This is a genomic window from Ochrobactrum sp. SSR (genome assembly GCF_030067775.1).
Lineage (GTDB): Bacteria > Pseudomonadota > Alphaproteobacteria > Rhizobiales > Rhizobiaceae > Brucella > Brucella teleogrylli.
In genome coordinates, this window is the sequence record NZ_CP125969.1 from 400,581 (window position 1) to 420,503 (window position 19,923).

Below are 19,923 nucleotides of genomic sequence, written 5' to 3' on the forward strand. Positions count from 1 at the left end.
GACCGCTTCCGATGATGAGTGCGTTCAGAACAGGGTCCGGTCTGACGCTCGATCATCTTTGCTTGAAAAAAGCTCTGGAGCGGCTTTCCTTTTTGATTCAGAAAACCGCTCCATCTCCTTGTTTTAAAGCCGGTTAGGCACATTCATGCGCCGAGGCTTGGCCGACTATTCCTTGGTGATGTTTACCAGCGGATTGGAGTCGAAGGTCGGGCCGAGCTTGTAACCCTTCACATTGCCCGCGATACCGGCTGTTTCGATCTGCTGGAACAGCATCACGAACGGGCTCTGGTCGAGCGCTTCCTGCTGAAGCTTCTTGTAGATCTCGGCGCGCTTTTCGTTGTCGCGTTCCAGAAGAGCAGACTGCGTCTGCTTGGTCAGCTCAGGAATGTCCCAGGCGTTGCGCCACGCAAGCGTCTTGTTGGCGGCGTCGTCCTTATTATCCGGATTGCTCGTGAAAGCTTCGGCATTGGAATTCGGATCCCAATAGTCCATGCCCCACTGGCCGATATACATGTCGTGGTTACGCGCACGATATTTGGTCAGGGTCTGCTTGCCATCGCCCGGGATGATTTCGATCTTCACGCCAGCCTGAGCAGCGCTCTGCTGGAAGGATTCGGCAATGCCGGTCACCGGCTGCGTGTTGCGCACGTCGAAGGTCACGGAAAGACCGTCCTTCAGACCTGCCTTGGCGAGAAGTTCCTTCGCCTTTGCAACGTCGTATTTGTAGGGTGCAGCATCGAGCGCGCCCAGAACGCCCTTAGCCTGATAGGTCTGGCGGATTTCGCCAATGCCTTTGATGAGGGTCGAACCGATTGCATCATAATCGACCAGATATTTGAACGCTTCGCGAACTTCCGGCTTGGCTAGGTTCTCGTTCTTCTGGTTGAGGCTGATATAGTAGACCGTACCCTTCGCGGCGCTGGTCGTCGTCAGCTTGTCGTTTTTCTGAACGGCTTCGTAGTCGCCGGGTTCCAGATTACGCGCCACATCGACGTCACCCGATTCAAGCATCAGGCGCTGTGTCGCGCTTTCCTTGACGTGACGATAGAAAACGCGCTTCAGCTTGGCCTTTTCGCCGTAATAATTGTCGTTGCGTTCCAGAATGACGACTTCATTGGCGCGCCATTCACGGATGGCGAACGGACCGGAGCCTGCCGACTTGGTCTTCAGCCATGCATTGGCATAGTCGGTGTCGTATTTGTAGTCGTCGGTCGGTGTGACCTTTGCGGCATGCTCTTCGAGAAGCTTCTTGTCGACGACTGCGGCGACGGTCGCGGTCAGGCAGTTCAGCACGAAGCTTGGTGCGTATGGCTTGTCCACGGTGAAGACGAAAGTCGTGTCGTCTACGGCTTTCGCCTTTTCGTTGACATTATCCTTGGTCAGGCCGAACTGGGTCAGGATGAAGGCCGGGCTCTTGTCCAGACGCACGGCGCGTTCGAAGGAATAAGCCACGTCAGCAGAGGTAATCGGGTTGCCGGAAGCGAACTTGATGTCCTTTTTCAGCTTGAACGTGTAGGTCAGGCCGTCGTCGGAAACGGTCCAGCTTTCCGCCACGCCCGGCACGACTTTCGACGTGTCGTTGATGTCGAGGCGAACGAGCATGTCATAGGCATTACCGATGAATTCAGCCGGGCTGAGTTCGAAGGATTCTGCCGGGTCGAGCGTGATGGTGTCATCAATCGCCCATGCCTGGACGAGCGTGTCGGCTGGCGTGGCCGACAGGGCCGGATTGGCAGCCATAACGGCAGCAAGTGCTGCACCAGCGGCGAGGATGCGAAAACGTCCGAAATGCATCATGATTGAGTTCCCTTTCTGTATTTTTGTTGGGATTTTGTTGAATTGTATTTGTATCTCAGGCTTCGTGCCATGCCTGTTTCAGAACCCTGATCCAGTTGTCCCGGCAAAGCTTCGCCAGTTCCTCATCGTTATATCCGGCCTCTCGCAAGGCCGTGACGAGGTTCTGCGTTCCGGCGGCATCGGAGATTTCGGCTGGGATGGTCGCGCCGTCATAATCGGAACCGAGCGCCACGCAGTCGATCCCCATGCGGTCAACCATGTAATCGATGTGGCGAACCATATCGGACATCGGCGTGTTGGCATCTTCCTTGCCATCGGCGCGCAGCATGGTGGTGGCGTAGTTGAGACCCGCAAGCCCCTTGCTTTCGCGGATGGCATCCAGCTGCTTGTCCGTCAGATTCCGGGCCACGGGCGTCAGGGCATGGGCATTGGAGTGGCTGGCGATCAGCGGCTGGTCGCTGAGTTCAGCCACATCCCAGAAGCCTTGCTCGGTGATATGGGCGAGATCGATCAGAATACCCTTGCGGTTGCACGCCTTGACGAGACGCTTGCCCGCTTCCGTGAGACCGGGACCGGTATCCGGGTTCATCGGGTAAGAGAAGGGCACGCCGTGACCGAAAATATTGTTGCGGCTCCACACAGGGCCAAGCGAACGCAGGCCAAGCGCGTAGAAGACATCGAGCGCGGCAAGATCGGCGTCAATCGCCTCGCAGCCTTCCATGTGCAGAACGGCGGCAAAGGTGTCGCTGTTCAGCGTTTCATCGAGCTCGCGGCCATTGCGGCACAGTTTCCACGCGCCAGCTTCTTCAAGGCGGAGTGCGATGGATGCGATTTCGATGGCGATGTCGAGGGAAGGAGGGCGCTTGAGCGGCGGAGAAAGCGGCGTGTCGTAATGGCCATTGGCGTCGGGTTTGCCAAGTTCGATATGATGGCCGGACGGCACATAGATGGCGCAAATGCCGCCAGCGAGACCGCCTTTGCGGGAGCGCGGCGCATCAATGTGGCCGGTTTGCGTTCCGTCGATGAATTCCCGGATGGGATCGTCGCCGTTTCTGGAGTTTTCCCAGAGCCTCAGAAGGACATCGTTATGCCCATCGAAAACACGCTGCATGCTATCTTCCTGGCTGAGTGATAAAGCGTTGTTTTAGCACTCGATTAAATAAAATCACGCAACGGGAAGAATTTGTATCGGCATATTTGCATAAAATTTAAACACAATAGCCACGCGCCTAATCCCCAATCGCACATCCCTATAAGATAGGAGCCGGTGCCGGAGTCAAGAGATACGAAAGCGGACGAACTCTTTTGAAAGCAAAGAAATCGGTGCAAAAAGAAAGGGCTACGGTTGACCCGCAGCCCTTGTGCAAAAATGGAATTGCCTTATGCAGAAACGGTATAGGGCTTATATCGCTTTAGAAGCGATAGTTCAGACCGGCCTTGATGGCGTGGTTCTTGAGGTTGTTGCGCTGCGAAACGCCGTTGACCTCAGACTTCACGTCGCCGAAACGCTGGAAGTCGTATTCAGCCTTCACCGAAAGCGGGCCGGTCAGGGCCTGTTCGACGCCAGCACCAACCAGCGCGCCGCCTTCCCAGCCTGGACCTGACGTGGTGTTGTCCTTCGCCTTGAAGCGCGTTGCGCCATAGCCGAGAGTGCCATAAACCAGCGTCTTGTCGAAGGCGTAACCGGCTTTGACCTTGGCATTGGTGTTCCAAGACTGCTGGAGGCTGCCGCCATTACCGATGCGGTGTTCGGCTTCCGCGAAATTGGCTTCGACTTCACCGCCAACGACGAAATTGCCGCTCTGGATGTTCTTACCGGCGACAACGCCACCGAGCACACCAGCGCGATTCTGTAAACGGGCCGGGGATCTTCGAGGACGATGCACCGACCTGTGCGCCGACATAATTGCCGGACCAGTCGTGCGGGCCTTCGGCAACCGGCTCGTTGTAGGAATAATCGTTCGAACCCATCATATCGGCAGCGAATGCCGGGGCTGCGATGGCCATGATGCTGGCGCTGAGCGCCACTGCGGTAAAGGTACGCTTCAACATTTTATACTCCGTTTTCCCATCCGGAACGCTGATGGAAAATATGCAAGATCTGTTTGGCAAAGACGGGCCTTCCCGTCTTCGGTTCGGTTGCCTTCTGTTGGGTGATTGTGACTAAATTTAAGAAAATTCGAGCGAATTCCACCCGTCGCACAGCCATTCTTCGCACTATGCTTAACAAGTGGTAACGATCTCCAACAGGCCAGCCCTGACGGCTTCACATCAGGTTCTGCTTTCTGAAGCTGATGCATTTTTCCTTGCCGACAATGATGTGGTCGTGCACCGCGATTTTCAAAGGTTTGGCAGCCGCAATCAACGCATGTGTCATCTCGATGTCGGGTCGCGACGGCGATGGATCGCCTGAAGGGTGATTGTGGACGAGAATGATCGCCGTTGCCGCAAGCTCCAGCGCCCGGTGAACCACTTCCCGTATATAGACCGGCGTATGGTCGACCGTGCCTCGCTGCTGTACCTCATCGGCAATGAGCCGATTCTTCTTGTCCAGAAACAGAATGCGGAATTGTTCGCGTGTCTCATGCGCCATGGCGGCAGCGCAGTAGTCGATCACCTTTTCCCAGACTGTGAAAACCTCGCGCTTCATAACCTTGCTGCGCGCACTGCGTTTGTAAACGGCTTCTATGATCTTGAGGTCGCGCGCCACGGAGGGGCCCGCGCCCGGTACTTCGGCGATGAGCGTTTCGGAAGCGCCGAGCACTTCCGCAAGCGTGCCGAAGCGGGTCAGCAAGGCCTTTGCGATGGGTTTGGTATCCGCACGCGGGATAACGCGAAAGAGCAGGAGTTCAAGCAGTTCATAATCGGCAAGCGCATCGGGCGCGGTCTGAAAGCGTTGCTTCAGGCGATCCCGGTGGCCGACGTGATGCGGCTGCTTCGCCACTTTCGGCGTCAGCTGGAGCGTGTCGCTGAAACCGGGAATGTTGTAGCTCCCCGGTCTATCCGTCTTCCTTGTCATTCTGTTTAAACCCCCGCAAAAACAGATGAGACTATAGTTTCAGTTTTATCGCATTGATGCCGGGCCAAACATATTGGCCGGTGACAATGTGAATATTTCGCAGCCGTCCTTGGTAACGCCAACCGTATGTTCATACTGGGCGGTCAGCGAGCGGTCACGCGTCACGGCAGTCCAGCCGTCCGCCAGCACTTTTACATGCGGCTTGCCGAGATTGATCATCGGCTCAATGGTGAAGATCATGCCTTCCTTGATTTCCACGCCTTCGTTCGGCGTGCCGTAATGAAGGATATTCGGCGCGTCGTGGAAAAGCTGACCAACGCCATGGCCGCAGAAATCACGCACCACGGAGCAGCGCTCGCCTTCGGCATAGGTCTGGATTGCAGCGCCGATAGCGCCGGTCTTCACGCCCGGCTTGACGACCGCAATGCCGCGCAACAGGCTTTCATAGGTGACTTCCAACAGACGTTCGGCAGCGCGCTTGATCTCGCCCACCGCATACATACGGCTGGAATCGCCATGCCAGCCGTCGAGCAGATAGGTCACGTCGATATTGACGATATCGCCTTCGCGCAGTGGCTTGTCGTTCGGGATGCCATGGCAGACAACGTGGTTGATCGACGTGCAGGTCGATTTGGTATAGCCACGATAGTTGAGCGTCGCCGGGAAGGCGCCTTGATCCATGCCGAATTCGAAAACGAAGCGGTCGATTTCATTGGTGGTCACGCCGGGCTTCACGATGTCGTTCAGCGCATCGAGGCAGCGTGCGGTCAGGTTGCACACCTTGCGCATCGCCTCGAAGGCGTCCGGGCCATAAAGCCTGATCTGGCCGGTATATTTCATGGGGGCGCTTGTCGCTTCGATATAAGTTACCATTACTAGATCCGTCTTTGTCTATTCAATTGGCACCAGCTCGGTGGCGACAATGCTTTTGTCCGTTATGTGGCATCGAACGGCCCATGCCTCAACCCCGGATGCGACGGCGCGCTCAAAAGCGCGTGCATATACAGGGTCGAGATCGCCGGAAATGCTGAATTTGCTGCAATCGCTTCGCTGGATAATAAACAACATCACACCACGATGACCAGCGGCAACACTGTCGGCCAGCTCATTGAGATGTTTTGTCCCGCGCGCGGTCACCGTATCGGGAAATTCCGCAAGGCCAGCCGTGCGGGTGAAGTGCACGTTTTTGACTTCCACGTAGGCGCGGGGCAGGGCACCTTCGTCGAGCAGAATGTCGATGCGGGAATTCTGTCCGTATTTCTGCTCACGCTTGAGGCTGGCATAGCCGCCGAGGCTCGGAATGAGACCGGCGAGTATCGCCTCTTCGGCGATTCTGTTCGGCAACCCGGTGTTGACGCCGACCAAAGTGCCGTCAGCTTCGATGATCTGCAGCGTGTGGGCATATTTGCGGTGGGGCGCATCGGAAACGCTGAGCCAGGCGCGAGAGCCGGGCGTCGTCAGGCCGAGCATGGAGCCGGTATTGGGCACTGCCGCCGTAATGAAGCGGCCATCGTCGAGCGTTACGTCTGCGAGAAATCTTTTATAGCGGCGTTCGAGCCTGCCGGAGACAAGGGGTGTTGGGAATAACATAAAGCTTTCTGAACAGTTTGGACGGAATGGCGAAATGTTTGTCCGCCTAACGCCGCAAAAAGTCAAAAGCACAATCGTTGCTTGTTATCGCTCGTTTCAGAAAAGAGCCTTGATAACATCTGCCCAGCTCAGATCCGCACCAAGCGCCATTGCTGCGGCGACAAAGCCTGCACCGAGAAAGGTGAGGGTGGTTCTGGTTTCGCTGGTCATCATATCTTTCCCCATCAAATCGGTCGCTTGAAGTTGTGAGGAATGTCGCGGGTGAATGAGCCCGGAATGTGATGCGATAATGGCTATTCCGGGCATTTTGCAGGCAATTTGCGGATAAGGTAAATGGCGGCTCTTAGGCCTGCGTCTGCTGCCAGTTGAACACCAGTTCCTCGCGGAAGGCAAAGCGGACGATGTGATTGACCACGACGTCCTGAAGCCGGTCGAGATTTTCGGCTGAGGTCTTCACGGTGGTGGTCAGTTTTTCCGCATCGGCGTCGAGAATCACCAGCCGGTCGTCGCCGAGATCGATCTGGCCGTGTTCGGGTGTGAATTCGACGGCAAACTTATGCGCCCAGTGTTTGCAGAGCTGCTGCAGATAACGGCTGGCATGGGCGGTGGGAACGATGGCTGTAGCTTGCGACATACGCAGTAATTTCCCTTTGAATTGCGAAATGGGTGCAGCTGCGCGTAGCAACATACTGGGAGAACGACCAGTATTAATTCCATCAATTTTTCGGGAAAAGAAAACCCAGCAAGTGGTACGCCCAAGGGGAATCGAACCCCTGTCTGCGCCGTGAAAGGGCGCTGTCCTAACCGCTAGACGATGGGCGCCTGCTGGTGTGGGGCGCTTATAGTCAGGATAATTCAGACATGCAAGCCCCTTTTTTCAGCATCTGTGAAATAAATTCAGATGGTGCAAAACGGCGCGCGAAGGACCGCTCTCGGAGCGCTAAAGCTTTGATATGTCGGGAAAAAGAAAAACCAGCAAGTGGTACGCCCAAGGGGAATCGAACCCCTGTCTGCGCCGTGAAAGGGCGCTGTCCTAACCGCTAGACGATGGGCGCCTGTTGCTGGTGTGAGTGGGCTTATATTCAGGTCGATGCTGACTCGCAACCCCCTAAAATCAGTTTTCTGAAAAAAGTCGCATAAGCACCTATTCCGTAGGACGCAGCCTGTGGATTTCCAGGCTATGGCTTTGAAATCGATGACAAAAAGAAAGGCTGGCTCCAATGGGGCCAGCCTGTTCATTCAAGAGAATTGGGGCGCAGAGGTTCAGATCAGCCCTTGCATTTCCAGTTCCAGTCGCGTTCCGGCCCGATATCCACATGGACGGATGACGTATGGCAATAGGTGCCGACGCCGCCGCGTCCCGGCATTGATCGCGCAAAGCGGGCCATTTCCCACTTGGAAACACCATCGATCTGAATATCGGCTGCGGCACAGATCATATGGAGCGATTTGCGTGCGCCGTTGACCTTGCGGTTATAGGACGGGCTGCGATAGCCAGACGTCACCATGACCGGGCGGCGGAAGTGCCGTTCCATGGTCTTCAGCATGGCGACGAGCTGTGGCTTGAGGCAGGCAACATCCACGGTCTGGCGCTGCACCTTCAGGCCGTTCGGCGCGAGCCGGGCGAGGCCGGGCGCCGAAGCAAGCGTGACATTGGGAGAATCATCATATTCGTTCGCATCAATGTCGGTGTCGTCATAGAGACTATTGCGATGCTTGATCTCGATGCCGCCATTCGCGCGCACACCTGGCAATGTATAATTATACTCATGCTTCACGGCAGGCGAGACAGGCTTTGCCATCGCCAGCTTCTTGTTCTCGGTACGGTCGGAACGTGAATTGGCCGATTCGTCGGAGAAAAGCCGCGAGATGCTGCCCTGCGATGCGGTCGGGCGCTGAGGTGTCGCATAGGCATTGGCATTCTTCGGTGTGCCGAAAAGCGAAGCGACCTGAACCGGCTTTTCCGGCTGGGCCGGTTTGGCGGCTTCCGGCTCGTTCGCCTTCGCGACTTCAACGGCAGGCGCTTCGGCCTCGGTTGCAGGCTTTGCTTCAGCGGTCTCAGCCTTGGGCTTCTCGGCGCTGGCCGTTGCGGCTGGCTGTTCGGTCGCTTCGGCTGGCTTCGATCTGCTGGAACCACTTCCGCCAAACAAGCCGAACAGCGAATTGCTCTTCTTTTCCGGTGCCGCCGCTGCCACTTGGGTTGGCTGCGCTTCGGTTGCCGCGTTTTCCGCAGTTGCGGTCGCGGCTGCATTTTTCGCATTCTCTTTGGCCGGGGAGGCGGCAGATGTAGCGCTAGGATTGGCCGCCGTTGCAGCGGCTGCGACCTGTTTGGCCTCGCCGGGCTTTTCTTCCGTCTTTGTCTCTGCGGTCTTTGCTTCTGCGCCAGCTTCGGCGGCGACAGTCTGGTCGGCAGCACTTTGCAGCGTCTCGGTCAGCATCGAGCCATTGGCCGTCATCTGCAGTGGCTTGCCGTCAGGACCGGTCCCCGTCGATGTACAGGACGACACCAGAAGCGCGAGCAAAGCCACGCTGCCTGAAAGTAGTCGGCCGGTTGTCCGGTGCGCAGAAGGTACAAATTTCAATAGTCCGCTCCAGCTCGATTTCCCTGACCAGTTTGGCGAACCGGACGTGTCCGAACCCACCTGGTTTCGGGAGATCGGCTCTCCCGTGTGGGTGGAACCAATCACAAAAGTGATTTCTCCCACAGTCCCCTGTCAAAGCCCAATAGAAGCTTAGGGAAACAAACTCCATTATATCAATGCGTTAAAGTGGCTTTCCCAGTTTCTCAGTGAGCCAATTTTAGCAGTGTGCAAATCACCTGATCTGCAATTGTTGCCAATTTTTAAGTTTTTTATGCCGTGAAGGCAACTATCGAAGTGCATTTTATACGACAGGCACTATGCATTATTCCGTGGGGTTAAGGATTAACCCGTTAGTAACGAAATATTACTTTGTGTAATCTTTTGAGGATCAGAGCGCTGCTCCTATCGAAATAAGCGGCTTCGGCAGGCCAAATGTCGGAATTGGGCCAATCGCTTGTTGACATAATGCATCGACTTGGTGCTATCCCTTCGGAAGTATATTCTGTCGCGACTTGTGCGGCAGCCTCAACGGCAGAACCGGGATCAGACATATGACCAAGAGCACGCGGCAGATCGCCCATCTCATGCTGGCATTAACCGCCGCAGCGATGCTCACTGCCTGTGCCGGTGGGAAGGAATTTCAGGGCGTTCCGCAGGAAGGCGCATTGCGCACCGGCGTCTATCCGACATTCGGTCGTATGCCGAAGGCTGCAACCGAGCAGATCACACCGGAAGAAAAGCAGCAGATGACTGCAAAACTCGATTCCGATCGCACGCGTCTTGCGGCATCGAGAACGTCTGGCGGCGGTTTTACCCCCGCACAGGCTGAGGCCATGCGCAAGCAAGCGCAGGCTGAATCGGAAGCTACCCTGAAGCAGATCGAATCCGGGGAAGAATAAGCCCTTCATCGGCACGGAAGGCCACGTTCGAAACGGCGCGGCAAGAAGTCTCGACCCGATCTCGATAACAGGTGTATAGCTCCACCCACGGCGCAATAATGCGTCCTATCGTTAACTCTCCTTTTGGAACAGGATCATGTCGGAAGAATTCCATAAAGTCCGTCGCTTGCCCCCTTATGTCTTTGAACAGGTCAATCGCCTGAAGGCATCGGCGCGAGCGGGCGGGGCCGACATCATCGATCTTGGGATGGGAAATCCCGATCTGCCGACGCCGCAGAATATCGTCGACAAGCTGTGCGAGGCTGTTCAGGACCCGCGCGCGCATCGTTATTCCTCGTCGAAGGGCATTCCGGGGCTGCGCCGTGCGCAGGCGCAATATTATGCCCGCCGTTTCGGCGTGAAGCTCAACCCGGACACGCAGGTTGTCGCCACGCTTGGCTCCAAGGAAGGCTTCGCCAACATGGCGCAGGCCATCACGGCGCCGGGCGATGTGGTGCTTTGCCCGGACCCGACCTATCCGATCCATTCCTTCGGCTTCATCATGTCGGGCGGCGTGATCCGTTCAATTCAGGCCAAGCCGGATGACAACTTCATCCCGGCACTGGAGCGGGGCGTGAAGCACTCGATTCCAAAGCCGATTGCGCTGATCCTCAATTTCCCGTCCAATCCGACGGCTTATGTGGCAACGCTCGACTTCTATAAGGATGTCGTGGCCTTTGCGCGCAAGCATGACATCGTCATCCTGTCGGATCTGGCCTATTCGGAAATCTATTTTGACGGCAATCCGCCCCCGTCCGTACTCGAAGTGCCGGGCGCCATGGATGTTGCGGTCGAGTTCACCTCCATGTCGAAGACATTCTCGATGCCGGGCTGGCGCATGGGCTTTGCGGTCGGCAATGAACGCCTGATTGCTGCTCTGACGCGTGTGAAATCCTACCTCGATTACGGCGCATTCACGCCGATCCAGGTGGCGGCAACCGCTGCGCTTAACGGCGACGGTTCCGACATTGCCTATGTTCGCGATGTGTATAAGCAGCGCCGCGATGTGCTGGTTGAAAGCTTCAGCCGTGCAGGCTGGGATGTTCCGCCACCAGCAGCGACGATGTTCGCCTGGGTGCCGATCCCGGAACGCTTCCGCGCTCTTGGCTCGCTCGAATTCTCCAAGCTACTGGTGGAAATGGCCGATGTGGCCGTTGCTCCGGGCATTGGCTTTGGCGAGCACGGCGATGATTATGTGCGTATCGCTCTGGTCGAAAACGAACATCGCATTCGTCAGGCAGCGCGCAACATCAAGCGTTTCCTCGCCACCAAGGACGAAAACCTGCACAATGTGATCCCGCTGGAAGGCCGCCGCTAAGCGCCATTCCGGGTTCTTCCTTTCTGGCCGTGACAAGCGCGCGGCCAGAACTCCCACCTACCAAAAATCCACTACATCCACACAATCAGAGTCAGAAGGTCGATATAATGAGTGATGCATTGCGGATCGGCGTTGCGGGGCTTGGCACCGTTGGCGCTTCAGTGTTGCGTATCCTGCGTGACAAGTCCGAAATGCTCACCCGCCAATGCGGTAAGCCGGTGACTATTACCGCCGTCAGCGCCCGAGATCGCTCGCGTGACCGTGGCGTTGACCTGAACGGTATCGACTGGTTCGACGATCCAGTTGAACTGGCCAAGTCTGCCGATATCGACGTTTATGTCGAGCTTATCGGTGGTGATGATGGCCCGGCCAAGGCTTCTGTTGAAGCCGCTTTGCGCGCTGGTCGTCATGTCGTGACCGCCAACAAGGCGCTTCTGGCACGCCATGGCGTCGCTCTGGCGAAAATCGCCGAAGACAAGGGCGTTCTTCTCAACTTCGAAGCGGCGGTCGCCGGTGGCATTCCGGTCATCAAGGCGATGCGTGAGTCGCTGACCGGTAATACGGTTTCGCGCGTCTATGGCATCATGAACGGCACTTGCAACTACATCCTGACCCGGATGTGGGAAGAGGGCATTTCGTTCGAGGCCTGCCTGAAAGACGCGCAGCGTTTGGGCTATGCCGAAGCCGACCCGACTTTCGATATCGAAGGCAACGACACGGCGCACAAGCTTGCGCTGTTGACCAGCCTTGCCTTTGGTACGCAGATTGCTGCCGACGATATTTATCTTGAAGGCATCAGCAATATTTCGCTCGCCGATATTCGCGCCGCCGATGAACTGGGTTACCGCATCAAGCTTCTGGGGGTGGCGCAGAAGACCGATACCGGCATTGAGCAGCGCGTGCATCCGACCATGGTTCCAACCTCGTCGGTGATTGCGCAGGTGCATGGCGTGACCAATGCGGTTGCCATCGAGACCGATCTTCTGGGCGAACTTCTTCTGTCTGGTCCGGGTGCGGGCGGCAATGCGACGGCGTCCGCAGTCATCGGCGATATCGCGGATATCGCCAAGAGCCGTCCGGGCTTCCAGCATGGTCCTGTTTTCGGCACGCCTGCCAAGGCCTTGCAGCCTTATAAGCGCGCCAAGATGCGCAAGCATGCGGGCGGTTATTTTATTCGTCTGACGGTTCTTGACCGCATCGGCGCCTTTGCCGGTATCGCCAAGCGCATGGCCGAAAACGACATTTCGCTTGAGTCGATCGTGCAGCGTCCGCCGATGGGCGACATGCAGCAGGAAGGCATCAAGACTGTCATCCTCGTCACGCATGAGACGACGGAAGCAGCCGTCAAGAAAGCGCTGGAAGCGATCCTCAAGGACGACCATCTGGTGGATAAGCCGCAGATGATACGTATCGAGCGCGCAGGCTAAATCGAGTGTCGCGCTGTGCGATCTGCCATGATTATTCGTGGCCGATTGCACCATGATGTTGCGCAGGCCAGTTCACGCCCGGCCATGACATGCAACGAAGCGTGTAGTCCTTAAATCGATTAAGCAATTGAGCGCACATAGTTTTTAGCTTTCGGGCTCTTGCAGGGCACCGGGGACTTTGACAAAAGGTTCGCATACTGTCGCTATAAACGCGGCACGGCGCCCCTTGTGGCGCATCAACGCAATTCGAATTCAGGACTTGTTCAAATGGCCAACACCGCAGAGCAGCACCCCCACGGACTGGATCGCATTCTCACACTGGAACTGGTCCGTGTAGCCGAACGCGCAGCAGTGGCAGCAGCGCGGCTGCGGGGGCGTGGTGACGAGATGGCTGCCGATCAGGCTGCTGTTGACGCCATGCGTCAGGAACTGAACCGTCTGCCGATTTCCGGCACTGTGGTGATCGGCGAAGGCGAGCGCGACGAAGCGCCAATGCTCTATATCGGTGAAGAAGTCGGCACCAAGCAGGGGCCGGATGTCGATATCGCGCTCGATCCGCTGGAAGGCACGACGATCTGCGCGAAGAACCTGCCGAACTCGCTGGCGGTCATCGCCATCGCCGAGAAGGGCAATCTGCTTTATGCGCCCGACGTCTACATGGAAAAGATCGCCGTTGGCCCGGGCTATCCGAAGGGCGTTGTCGATCTCGACGCCAGCGCAACGGAAAACATCAACTCCATCGCCAAGGCGAAGGGTGTAAAGCCGCATGAAATCACGGCTTGCATCATGGACCGCCCGCGCCACGCACGCCTGATCGAAGAAGTGCGCGCGACAGGCGCTGCAATCCGCCTGATTGGCGACGGCGACGTTGCAGGCGTGATGCACACGACCAATCCGGATGAAACCGGCATCGACATTTATATCGGCATCGGCGGCGCACCGGAAGGCGTGCTGGCTGCGGCAGCTCTGCGCTGCATCGGCGGCCAGATGCAGGGCCGTCTCCAGTTGAACACGGACGAGAAAGTCGCCCGTGCGCTGAAGATGGGCATCTCGGATCCCAAAAAGGTCTACACGATGGAAGAAATGGCCAAAGGCGACGTGCTCTTCGCCGCCACCGGCGTGACGGACGGCAACATGCTTTCTGGCGTGAAATTCGCCCGTGATTACATCCAAACGCATACTATCGTGATGCGCTCGAGCTCGCAGACCGTGCGCGAAATCAAGGCTCGCCATCAGGATCTGTCGAAGTTCTAGAGCATTTCCAGCAAAAGTGCGAAGCGGTTTTGCGTCGGATAATGCGATAAAATAAAGAACCCAATCGCGTCGAACATCACGACGAACCGGCAAATCCCGAAAAGCCCCGCGCTTTTCGGGATTTCTGTTTATGGAGCCTTGCGCAGATGCTTTGGCCAAAGATTTGTCATTTTGATCGCGACTGTGTTCAATCACCTTTGATGAAAAAATGGAGTGGGCATGACCGAAACGCCGAACAAGCTACGGATCGCGGTACTCTTTGGCGGGCGTTCCGCCGAGCATGAGGTGTCGGTTCTTTCCGCAACAAATGTCATGACTGCGTTGGATCCCGCGAAATATGAAGCCATTCCGATCTATGTCACCCATGAGGGGCAATGGCTTTTGGCGAGTTTTGCAGGCGGCAAGCTGGAACGGCCCGAACACGGTACTGAAGTGTCATTGCTGCCGGGCGGCAAGGGACGCGCTGTTGCGCTGCCCGAAAACGGTTTGCCTTATGAACTGGCGCGGATCGATATCGTCTTCCCGGTCTTGCACGGGCTTCACGGCGAGGATGGCAGCGTGCAGGGGCTGACCGAAGTGGCGCGTGTGCCGATGGCGGGTTGCGGTATCTGTGGTTCAGCCAATGCGCTCGACAAGGATATTGCCAAGCGCCTGCTGTCCGAAGCGGGCATCCCGGTGGCGCGCGCCATGACGATTACGCGCGACACGGTTCCATCCTTCGATGTGCTGATCGAAGCACTCGGCCTGCCGATCTTCATCAAGCCCGCGCGCCAGGGGTCATCTGTCGGTGTCAGTAAGGTTCAGACAGAAGCCGATTATCAAAAGGCGCTGGCGGAAGGTTTCAGGCACGACGCCAAGCTTCTGGCGGAAGAGTTCATACAAGGCCGCGAAATCGAATGCGCAGTGCTGGAGGACGAGAATCACGGCCTGTTCGTGTCGCGAACGGGCGAGATAGTCCCGGCAGAAAGCCACGGTTTTTATAGCTATGATGCCAAATATATTGATGAAGACGGTGCGGCGCTGAAAGTCCCGGCAGAGTTGCCGGCGGATATCGAGACCGAACTTCAGGCGGTCGCGGCGCGGGCGTTTCGAGCGCTCGGTTGTGACAGCATGGCGCGTGTCGATTTCTTCGTGACGCCGGACATGCGGTATTTGATCAATGAGCTGAATACCATACCGGGCTTCACCAATATCAGCATGTATTCGAAAGTCATGGCGGTGAGTGGCGTCAGCTATCCCGAGGTCATTGACCGGCTCGTGGCGCACGGACTGGCCCGGGCAGCGCGCGACAATTAAGGTTGGGCACGGCTGATAAATTGCGGGCGGCATTGCAAAGATGCCGCCTTTTGTGTCTTTAAGAGTTTATGACGACAGAGCGCCTTTTCCTTGGAATAAAACAATCTGCAACCGGCCAGAAATGGGTGGATCGACTGGGCTTGCGCGAGATCCAACACCGCGCTTGCCATTGCCCAGCATCACGGCATTTCCGATCTGGTGGCGCGGGTTCTGGCGGGGCGGGGCGTAACGGTGGAAGGCGCGCCGGAATTCGTTGATCCCACACTGCGCAATCTCATGCCCGACCCGGCCACGTTGACCGATATGGAGAGCGCGGCAGGCCGCATTGCCGATGCCATCGAGCGCCGCGAGACCGTTGCGATCTTCGGCGACTATGACGTGGATGGTGCCTGTTCATCGGCGCTGATGGCGCGTTTTCTGAAGCATTACGGCATCCAGCATTCGATCTATATTCCTGACCGGATTTTCGAGGGTTACGGCCCAAATCCCGATGCCATGCGCGAGTTGGTTTCCAAAGGCGCGAGCCTGATCGTCACCGTGGACTGCGGCACGAACAGCGTGCCCTCAATCAGTGCAGCCAAACAGGCTGGGGCGGATGTGGTCGTGCTCGATCACCATCAGGTGGGCGGCGATCTGCCGGAAGATGCGGTGGCCATCGTCAACCCGAACCGCGAAGACGATATTTCGCAACAGGGCCATCTTTGCGCTGCGGGCGTTGTGTTCCTGACGCTGGTACAGGTCACCAAGATATTGCGCGAGCGCGGCAAAGGTGCTGCACCTGATCTGTTGTCGCTGCTTGATCTCGTCGCGCTGGCAACGATCTGCGATGTGGTGCCGCTGCAAGGCGTCAATCGCGCCTTCGTCGTCAAAGGTTTGCTGGTTGCGCGAGCGCAGAGCAATGCCGGATTGGCGGCGCTTGCGCGGGTGTCCCGTATCGGCGAGCCGATCAATGTCTTCCATCTTGGCTATCTCATCGGTCCGCGCATCAATGCGGGCGGTCGCATTGGCGATGCCGGACTGGGCGCAAGGCTGTTGACGCTCGACGATCCATCGATGGCAGATCGCATCGCCATCGAACTCGACCGGCTCAATCAGGAACGTCAGGCGATGGAAGCGGAAATGCTTCTGGAAGCCGAAGCGGAAGCATCGCTTGAGATTTCCGGCGGTGCAGGCGCTTCGGTGATCGTGACGGCCAGTGAACGCTGGCACCCGGGCATCGTTGGCCTGCTGGCATCGCGATTGAAGGAAAAGGCACGGCGACCTGCCTTCGCTATCGCTTTCAATGCCAATGGCGTCGGCTCCGGTTCGGGGCGCTCGATCAGCGGTCTGGACCTTGGCAGACTGGTGCGCGGCGCGATGGAGCGCGGGCTGCTTGTCAAGGGCGGTGGCCACGCCATGGCGGCCGGCATCACCATTGAACGGGCCAAGCTTGGCGCGCTTCGTGCCTATCTGGAAGACGAATCCGCCCATATCGTTGCGCGTCTCCGTGAAAATCAGAGCCTTTCCATCGATGGCGCGCTTGCCGCTTCCGGCGCGACTGTTTCGCTTTATGAAGCCTTGCAGAAGGCCGGACCTTACGGTTCCGCCCATCCGCAGCCAACTTTGGCCCTACCGCATCATGTGCTGGCCGATGTGCGTGGTGTCGGTCGCGACCATGTGCGCGTCGTCTTACGCGGCGCCGATGGCAAGCGGGTCAATGCCATTGCGTTTCGTGTGGCGGAAGGCGATCTCGGGCGCTTTCTGTTCAACAATATCGGGCAGAGCGTTCATGTGGTCGGCAACCTGTCGCTCAACCATTGGAACGGTTCGGTCTCGCCGCAAATCCAGATTCTGGATGCGGCAAAGCCGCTTTGACCGCATTTGAAATTTCTCGATTTTTTTTGAGTTCACGCCCTTGTGAAGAACGGGGGGCAATTCCCATATGTGCAATGATTTAAACATTCAGTCATGTCTCTAAATGGGAGTAAACAATGCCGGGTTTCGGAAACCGCCTGACAAAACTGACCGCCGCGATGGTTCTGGGCCTGATCGCCTCATTCGCCGCTGTCGATTTCGCCGAGGCTCGCCGTGCAGGCGGAGGCGGTTTTGGCAGCCGTGGGGCGCGTACCTATCAGGCGCCTGCGCCGACGCGCACCGCACCGAATAATGCAGCACCAATTGAACGTTCAATGACGCCGAATACCGGCGCAACGCAGACGACCCGTCCTGCCGCCGCTGGCGCGCAGAATGCGGCTCCGGCACGTGCGGGTGGCATGTTTGGCAATTTCGGTCGCTCCATGTTGGGCGGCCTGCTCGTTGGCGGTCTGATCGGTATGATGCTCGGTAACGGCCTCGGTGGTCTCGCTGGCATGTTCGGTCTTCTGTTGCAGGTGGGCGTGATTGCGCTGATCGCAATGTTCGTCATGCGCATGTTTGCCAATCGTCGTCAGGGCGCGACCGCAACGGCAGGCGCTGGCAATGCCAACGCTCAGCCTTTTGGTTCAGCGCAGCCTTTCGGCGCAGCCAAGAGCGCCGCGCCACAGCAGGCTGGCAACTTCGGCGGTCGCACGCCTTCGGTCAATCCATTCGGCGCGGGCGCCAAGCAGGCTGAAGAGCCGGTGGCTCAGGCTGTTGAAGATGAACCGATGGATGTCGGACAGGAAGAGCTTGATCGTTTCGAGCAGATGCTTTCGGAAATCCAGAGTGCCTATGGCCGCGAGGATTACGCAGCGCTCCGCAAGCTGACCACGCCGGAAGCCATGTCCTATCTGGCGGAAGAACTGGGTGAAATTGCTTCCAGCGGTATGCGCAACGAAGTGAAGGACGTGAAGCTGCTTCAGGGCGATGTTTCGGAAGCCTGGCGTGAAGGCAATGTCGAATATGCCACCGTGGCGATCCGCTACTCCGCAATCGACCTCATGCTTGACCGCAACACGGGCGCGGTTGTCGAAGGCAACCCGAACGAGCCGGTCGAAAGCACCGAAATCTGGACCTTCACCCGCGTTGACGGCGGAGATTGGCTGCTCGCAGCCATTCAGGGAACGGAATAAGCGTTCTAATCAAAAAAAAGCCCGGTCGCGAGACCGGGCTTTTTTCGTTTAAGCATTTCTCGCGAAACTGCGAAGCGGTTTTCGCGCAGGATAATGCGTGCAAGCAGAGTGTTTTACCAGCTGCCGACATTCTCGGCGGAAGCCCATGGCTCCTGCGGTGCGAGGCGCTCGCCCTTCTGGATCAGTTCGATGGATATGCCATCCGGCGACTTGATGAAAGCCATGTGGCCGTCGCGTGGTGGGCGGTTGATGGTGATTCCGGCATCCTGCAGCTTCTGACAGGTGGCGTAGATATCGTCCACTTCATAGGCGAGGTGGCCGAAATTGCGCCCGCCCGTATAGGCTTCCTGATCCCAGTTATAGGTCAGTTCGATGGTCGGTGCGCGCTCTGACTTGGCGCGTTCAGCATCGCCCGGAGCGGCAAGAAAGATCAGCGTGTAGCGCCCTTTTTCGTTTTCGATGCGACGGGTTTCTTCAAGGCCGAATTTATTCACGTAGAAATCGAGTGATTCGTCGATGTCGCGGATTCGAACCATCGTGTGCAAATAGCGCATTTTATTCTCCTGAAGCATTTCCAGCATGTGGCGAAGCGTTTGGGGCTCGCGAAGGGATATAGCAAATAGCGGGCGCTTTTCCACTTTCCTCTTTGGGTTTTGATTTCTGGTAAGGTGCAGTCACGCGCAATGTCGGCAAAAAACATCAATTGGGGAATTGCCCTCGAGCGTCGTTGCCATATGTCCCGAAATGAAGCCGGTTTCGAGGCTTTGCGGCAGGTGCGCTAACCATGGAAACACAAAGTCTGTGATGATCTCGGGGGAGAACAAAAGTTTAGGCTTGCCGCCTCCGGTTAAGGAAGTGTTATTCTTTGGACAAGAATCAGCTTTGAATCGCAACGGAAGAATAGAGGAGGGGCGAACGCATGGCGGACAAGTCTGTGTCGAATGACCAGTTTCACAGCCAGCACGCCTCGGAAGAGCTGGGCGATATCATTGAAATATCGGGCCATATCAAATGGTTCGACGTGGCCAAGGGCTACGGTTTCATTGTGCCGGATCAGCCGGGCCTGAACGATATCCTGCTTCATGTGACGTCGCTTCGTCGCGATGGCTTCCAGACGGCGCTGGAAGGCGCACGTATCGTCTGCGAAGTTCGCAATGGCGATCGCGGCCTGCAATGTTTCCGTGTTCTCTCGATGGACACATCCACAGCGGTTCATCCGGCGCAGATGCCGCCGCAGCGCACCCATGTGACGGTTACCCCGTCGAGCGGCCTTGAGCGTGTCATCGTCAAGTGGTTCAACCGTACCAAGGGCTTCGGCTTTCTCACCCGCGGTGAGGGCACCGAGGATATTTTCATCCATATGGAAACGCTGCGCCGTTTCGGCATGATGGAACTGCGCCCGGGTCAGGTTGTGCTTATTCGCTTCGGCACGGGCGACAAGGGCCTGATGGCTGCTGAAATTCACCCAGATATCGGCACGGCTATCCCGGTTTCGCACTGATTTACATCAAATTGAGCATGTCATCCCACAGTGAAATCCTTTGGGAGCGGCTATGTGTGGAGACAATCCACATCGCCCTGTGAACTGCCCTTGACGTTCTCGGTCAAAAGGCGGTGAGGGGTGGGTCTTCGTCTCTTGTCCCCATTATACCGCGTTGATAATCTCCCCGCCC

At 57.2% G+C, this 19,923-nt stretch carries 15 protein-coding genes, 2 tRNA genes and 2 pseudogenes; 8 read left to right on the top strand and 11 right to left on the bottom strand.

Annotated features, from left to right (window positions below; all coding sequences use genetic code 11):
• Nucleotides 1–165: 165 nt before the first annotated feature.
• The 10 genes and pseudogenes from QLQ11_RS01840 to QLQ11_RS01885 form a co-directional block, all read right to left on the bottom strand.
• Nucleotides 166–1,797, bottom strand: coding sequence for an ABC transporter substrate-binding protein (locus QLQ11_RS01840; RefSeq protein WP_109369264.1), 1,632 nt, complete (start codon nt 1,795–1,797; stop codon nt 166–168).
• Nucleotides 1,798–1,852: 55 nt separating this feature from the next.
• On the bottom strand, nt 1,853–2,908 hold the full coding sequence (locus QLQ11_RS01845; RefSeq protein WP_121536334.1) for a dipeptidase: 1,056 nt from the start codon (nt 2,906–2,908) through the stop codon (nt 1,853–1,855).
• Nucleotides 2,909–3,209: 301 nt separating this feature from the next.
• A pseudogene (locus QLQ11_RS01850) lies at nt 3,210–3,849 on the bottom strand (outer membrane protein).
• 214 nt (nt 3,850–4,063) lie between these two features.
• Nucleotides 4,064–4,816 carry a DNA repair protein RadC gene (gene radC / locus QLQ11_RS01855; protein ID WP_121536332.1) on the bottom strand — a complete coding sequence of 251 codons (753 nt, stop codon included), beginning with the start codon at nt 4,814–4,816 and terminating at the stop codon, nt 4,064–4,066.
• Nucleotides 4,817–4,861: 45 nt separating this feature from the next.
• On the bottom strand, nt 4,862–5,689 hold the full coding sequence (gene map / locus QLQ11_RS01860) for a type I methionyl aminopeptidase (RefSeq protein WP_109369260.1): 828 nt from the start codon (nt 5,687–5,689) through the stop codon (nt 4,862–4,864).
• 18 nt (nt 5,690–5,707) lie between these two features.
• The gene (sfsA, locus tag QLQ11_RS01865) at nt 5,708–6,406 is read right to left on the bottom strand and encodes a DNA/RNA nuclease SfsA (RefSeq protein WP_109369259.1); all 699 of its coding nucleotides are present in this window, start codon (nt 6,404–6,406) and stop codon (nt 5,708–5,710) included.
• 343 nt (nt 6,407–6,749) lie between these two features.
• A complete protein-coding gene (locus QLQ11_RS01870) occupies nt 6,750–7,040 on the bottom strand; it encodes a DUF2218 domain-containing protein (protein WP_109369258.1) in 291 nt (96 codons plus the stop codon).
• Nucleotides 7,041–7,153: 113 nt separating this feature from the next.
• Nucleotides 7,154–7,228: transfer RNA gene (locus tag QLQ11_RS01875), tRNA-Glu, on the bottom strand.
• Nucleotides 7,229–7,386: 158 nt separating this feature from the next.
• Nucleotides 7,387–7,461 (bottom strand) — tRNA-Glu (locus QLQ11_RS01880).
• A 213-nt stretch (nt 7,462–7,674) separates the two neighbouring features.
• Nucleotides 7,675–8,988 (bottom strand): D-Ala-D-Ala carboxypeptidase family metallohydrolase, encoded by a 1,314-nt coding sequence (locus QLQ11_RS01885; RefSeq protein ID WP_371835895.1) that lies wholly within the window; start codon nt 8,986–8,988, stop codon nt 7,675–7,677.
• A 551-nt stretch (nt 8,989–9,539) separates the two neighbouring features.
• Between QLQ11_RS01885 and QLQ11_RS01890 the strand changes: the two genes are divergently transcribed.
• From QLQ11_RS01890 to QLQ11_RS01920, 7 genes and pseudogenes are all read left to right on the top strand, one after another.
• Complete coding sequence (locus QLQ11_RS01890) at nt 9,540–9,887, top strand: hypothetical protein (protein ID WP_109369256.1); 348 nt, start codon at nt 9,540–9,542, stop codon at nt 9,885–9,887.
• A gap of 136 nt (nt 9,888–10,023) precedes the next feature.
• Nucleotides 10,024–11,244: an LL-diaminopimelate aminotransferase gene (locus QLQ11_RS01895; protein ID WP_109369255.1), complete on the top strand. Its 1,221-nt coding sequence runs from the start codon at nt 10,024–10,026 to the stop codon at nt 11,242–11,244.
• 107 nt (nt 11,245–11,351) lie between these two features.
• Nucleotides 11,352–12,671 (top strand): homoserine dehydrogenase, encoded by a 1,320-nt coding sequence (locus QLQ11_RS01900; RefSeq protein ID WP_109369254.1) that lies wholly within the window; start codon nt 11,352–11,354, stop codon nt 12,669–12,671.
• Between the two features lie 267 nt (nt 12,672–12,938).
• The gene (glpX, locus tag QLQ11_RS01905) at nt 12,939–13,925 is read left to right on the top strand and encodes a class II fructose-bisphosphatase (protein WP_109369253.1); all 987 of its coding nucleotides are present in this window, start codon (nt 12,939–12,941) and stop codon (nt 13,923–13,925) included.
• A 219-nt stretch (nt 13,926–14,144) separates the two neighbouring features.
• Nucleotides 14,145–15,221: a D-alanine--D-alanine ligase family protein gene (locus QLQ11_RS01910; RefSeq protein ID WP_109369252.1), complete on the top strand. Its 1,077-nt coding sequence runs from the start codon at nt 14,145–14,147 to the stop codon at nt 15,219–15,221.
• Nucleotides 15,222–15,289: 68 nt separating this feature from the next.
• Nucleotides 15,290–17,075: pseudogene (gene recJ, locus QLQ11_RS01915) on the top strand (single-stranded-DNA-specific exonuclease RecJ).
• A gap of 116 nt (nt 17,076–17,191) precedes the next feature.
• The gene (locus QLQ11_RS01920; RefSeq protein WP_109369250.1) at nt 17,192–18,250 is read left to right on the top strand and encodes a Tim44 domain-containing protein; all 1,059 of its coding nucleotides are present in this window, start codon (nt 17,192–17,194) and stop codon (nt 18,248–18,250) included.
• Nucleotides 18,251–18,363: 113 nt separating this feature from the next.
• On the opposite strand, the gene gloA is transcribed toward QLQ11_RS01920, so the two are convergent.
• On the bottom strand, nt 18,364–18,804 hold the full coding sequence (gene gloA, locus QLQ11_RS01925; protein ID WP_109369249.1) for a lactoylglutathione lyase: 441 nt from the start codon (nt 18,802–18,804) through the stop codon (nt 18,364–18,366).
• A gap of 365 nt (nt 18,805–19,169) precedes the next feature.
• On the opposite strand from gloA, the gene QLQ11_RS01930 reads away from it, so the two are divergent.
• Nucleotides 19,170–19,751 carry a cold-shock protein gene (locus QLQ11_RS01930; protein ID WP_109369248.1) on the top strand — a complete coding sequence of 194 codons (582 nt, stop codon included), beginning with the start codon at nt 19,170–19,172 and terminating at the stop codon, nt 19,749–19,751.
• Nucleotides 19,752–19,923: the final 172 nt, after the last annotated feature.

Excerpts from the sequence above, each read along its gene's own strand:
- QLQ11_RS01840 (WP_109369264.1), bottom strand. The coding sequence starts at position 1,797 with ATGATGCATTTCGGACGTTTTCGCATCCTCGCCGCTGGTGCAGCACTT.
- QLQ11_RS01845 (WP_121536334.1), bottom strand. The coding sequence starts at position 2,908 with ATGCAGCGTGTTTTCGATGGGCATAACGATGTCCTTCTGAGGCTCTGG.
- radC (WP_121536332.1), bottom strand. The coding sequence starts at position 4,816 with ATGACAAGGAAGACGGATAGACCGGGGAGCTACAACATTCCCGGTTTC.
- map (WP_109369260.1), bottom strand. The coding sequence starts at position 5,689 with ATGGTAACTTATATCGAAGCGACAAGCGCCCCCATGAAATATACCGGC.
- sfsA (WP_109369259.1), bottom strand. The coding sequence starts at position 6,406 with ATGTTATTCCCAACACCCCTTGTCTCCGGCAGGCTCGAACGCCGCTAT.
- QLQ11_RS01870 (WP_109369258.1), bottom strand. The coding sequence starts at position 7,040 with ATGTCGCAAGCTACAGCCATCGTTCCCACCGCCCATGCCAGCCGTTAT.
- QLQ11_RS01890 (WP_109369256.1), top strand. The coding sequence starts at position 9,540 with ATGACCAAGAGCACGCGGCAGATCGCCCATCTCATGCTGGCATTAACC.
- QLQ11_RS01895 (WP_109369255.1), top strand. The coding sequence starts at position 10,024 with ATGTCGGAAGAATTCCATAAAGTCCGTCGCTTGCCCCCTTATGTCTTT.
- QLQ11_RS01900 (WP_109369254.1), top strand. The coding sequence starts at position 11,352 with ATGAGTGATGCATTGCGGATCGGCGTTGCGGGGCTTGGCACCGTTGGC.
- glpX (WP_109369253.1), top strand. The coding sequence starts at position 12,939 with ATGGCCAACACCGCAGAGCAGCACCCCCACGGACTGGATCGCATTCTC.
- QLQ11_RS01910 (WP_109369252.1), top strand. The coding sequence starts at position 14,145 with ATGACCGAAACGCCGAACAAGCTACGGATCGCGGTACTCTTTGGCGGG.
- QLQ11_RS01920 (WP_109369250.1), top strand. The coding sequence starts at position 17,192 with ATGCCGGGTTTCGGAAACCGCCTGACAAAACTGACCGCCGCGATGGTT.
- gloA (WP_109369249.1), bottom strand. The coding sequence starts at position 18,804 with ATGCGCTATTTGCACACGATGGTTCGAATCCGCGACATCGACGAATCA.
- QLQ11_RS01930 (WP_109369248.1), top strand. The coding sequence starts at position 19,170 with ATGGCGGACAAGTCTGTGTCGAATGACCAGTTTCACAGCCAGCACGCC.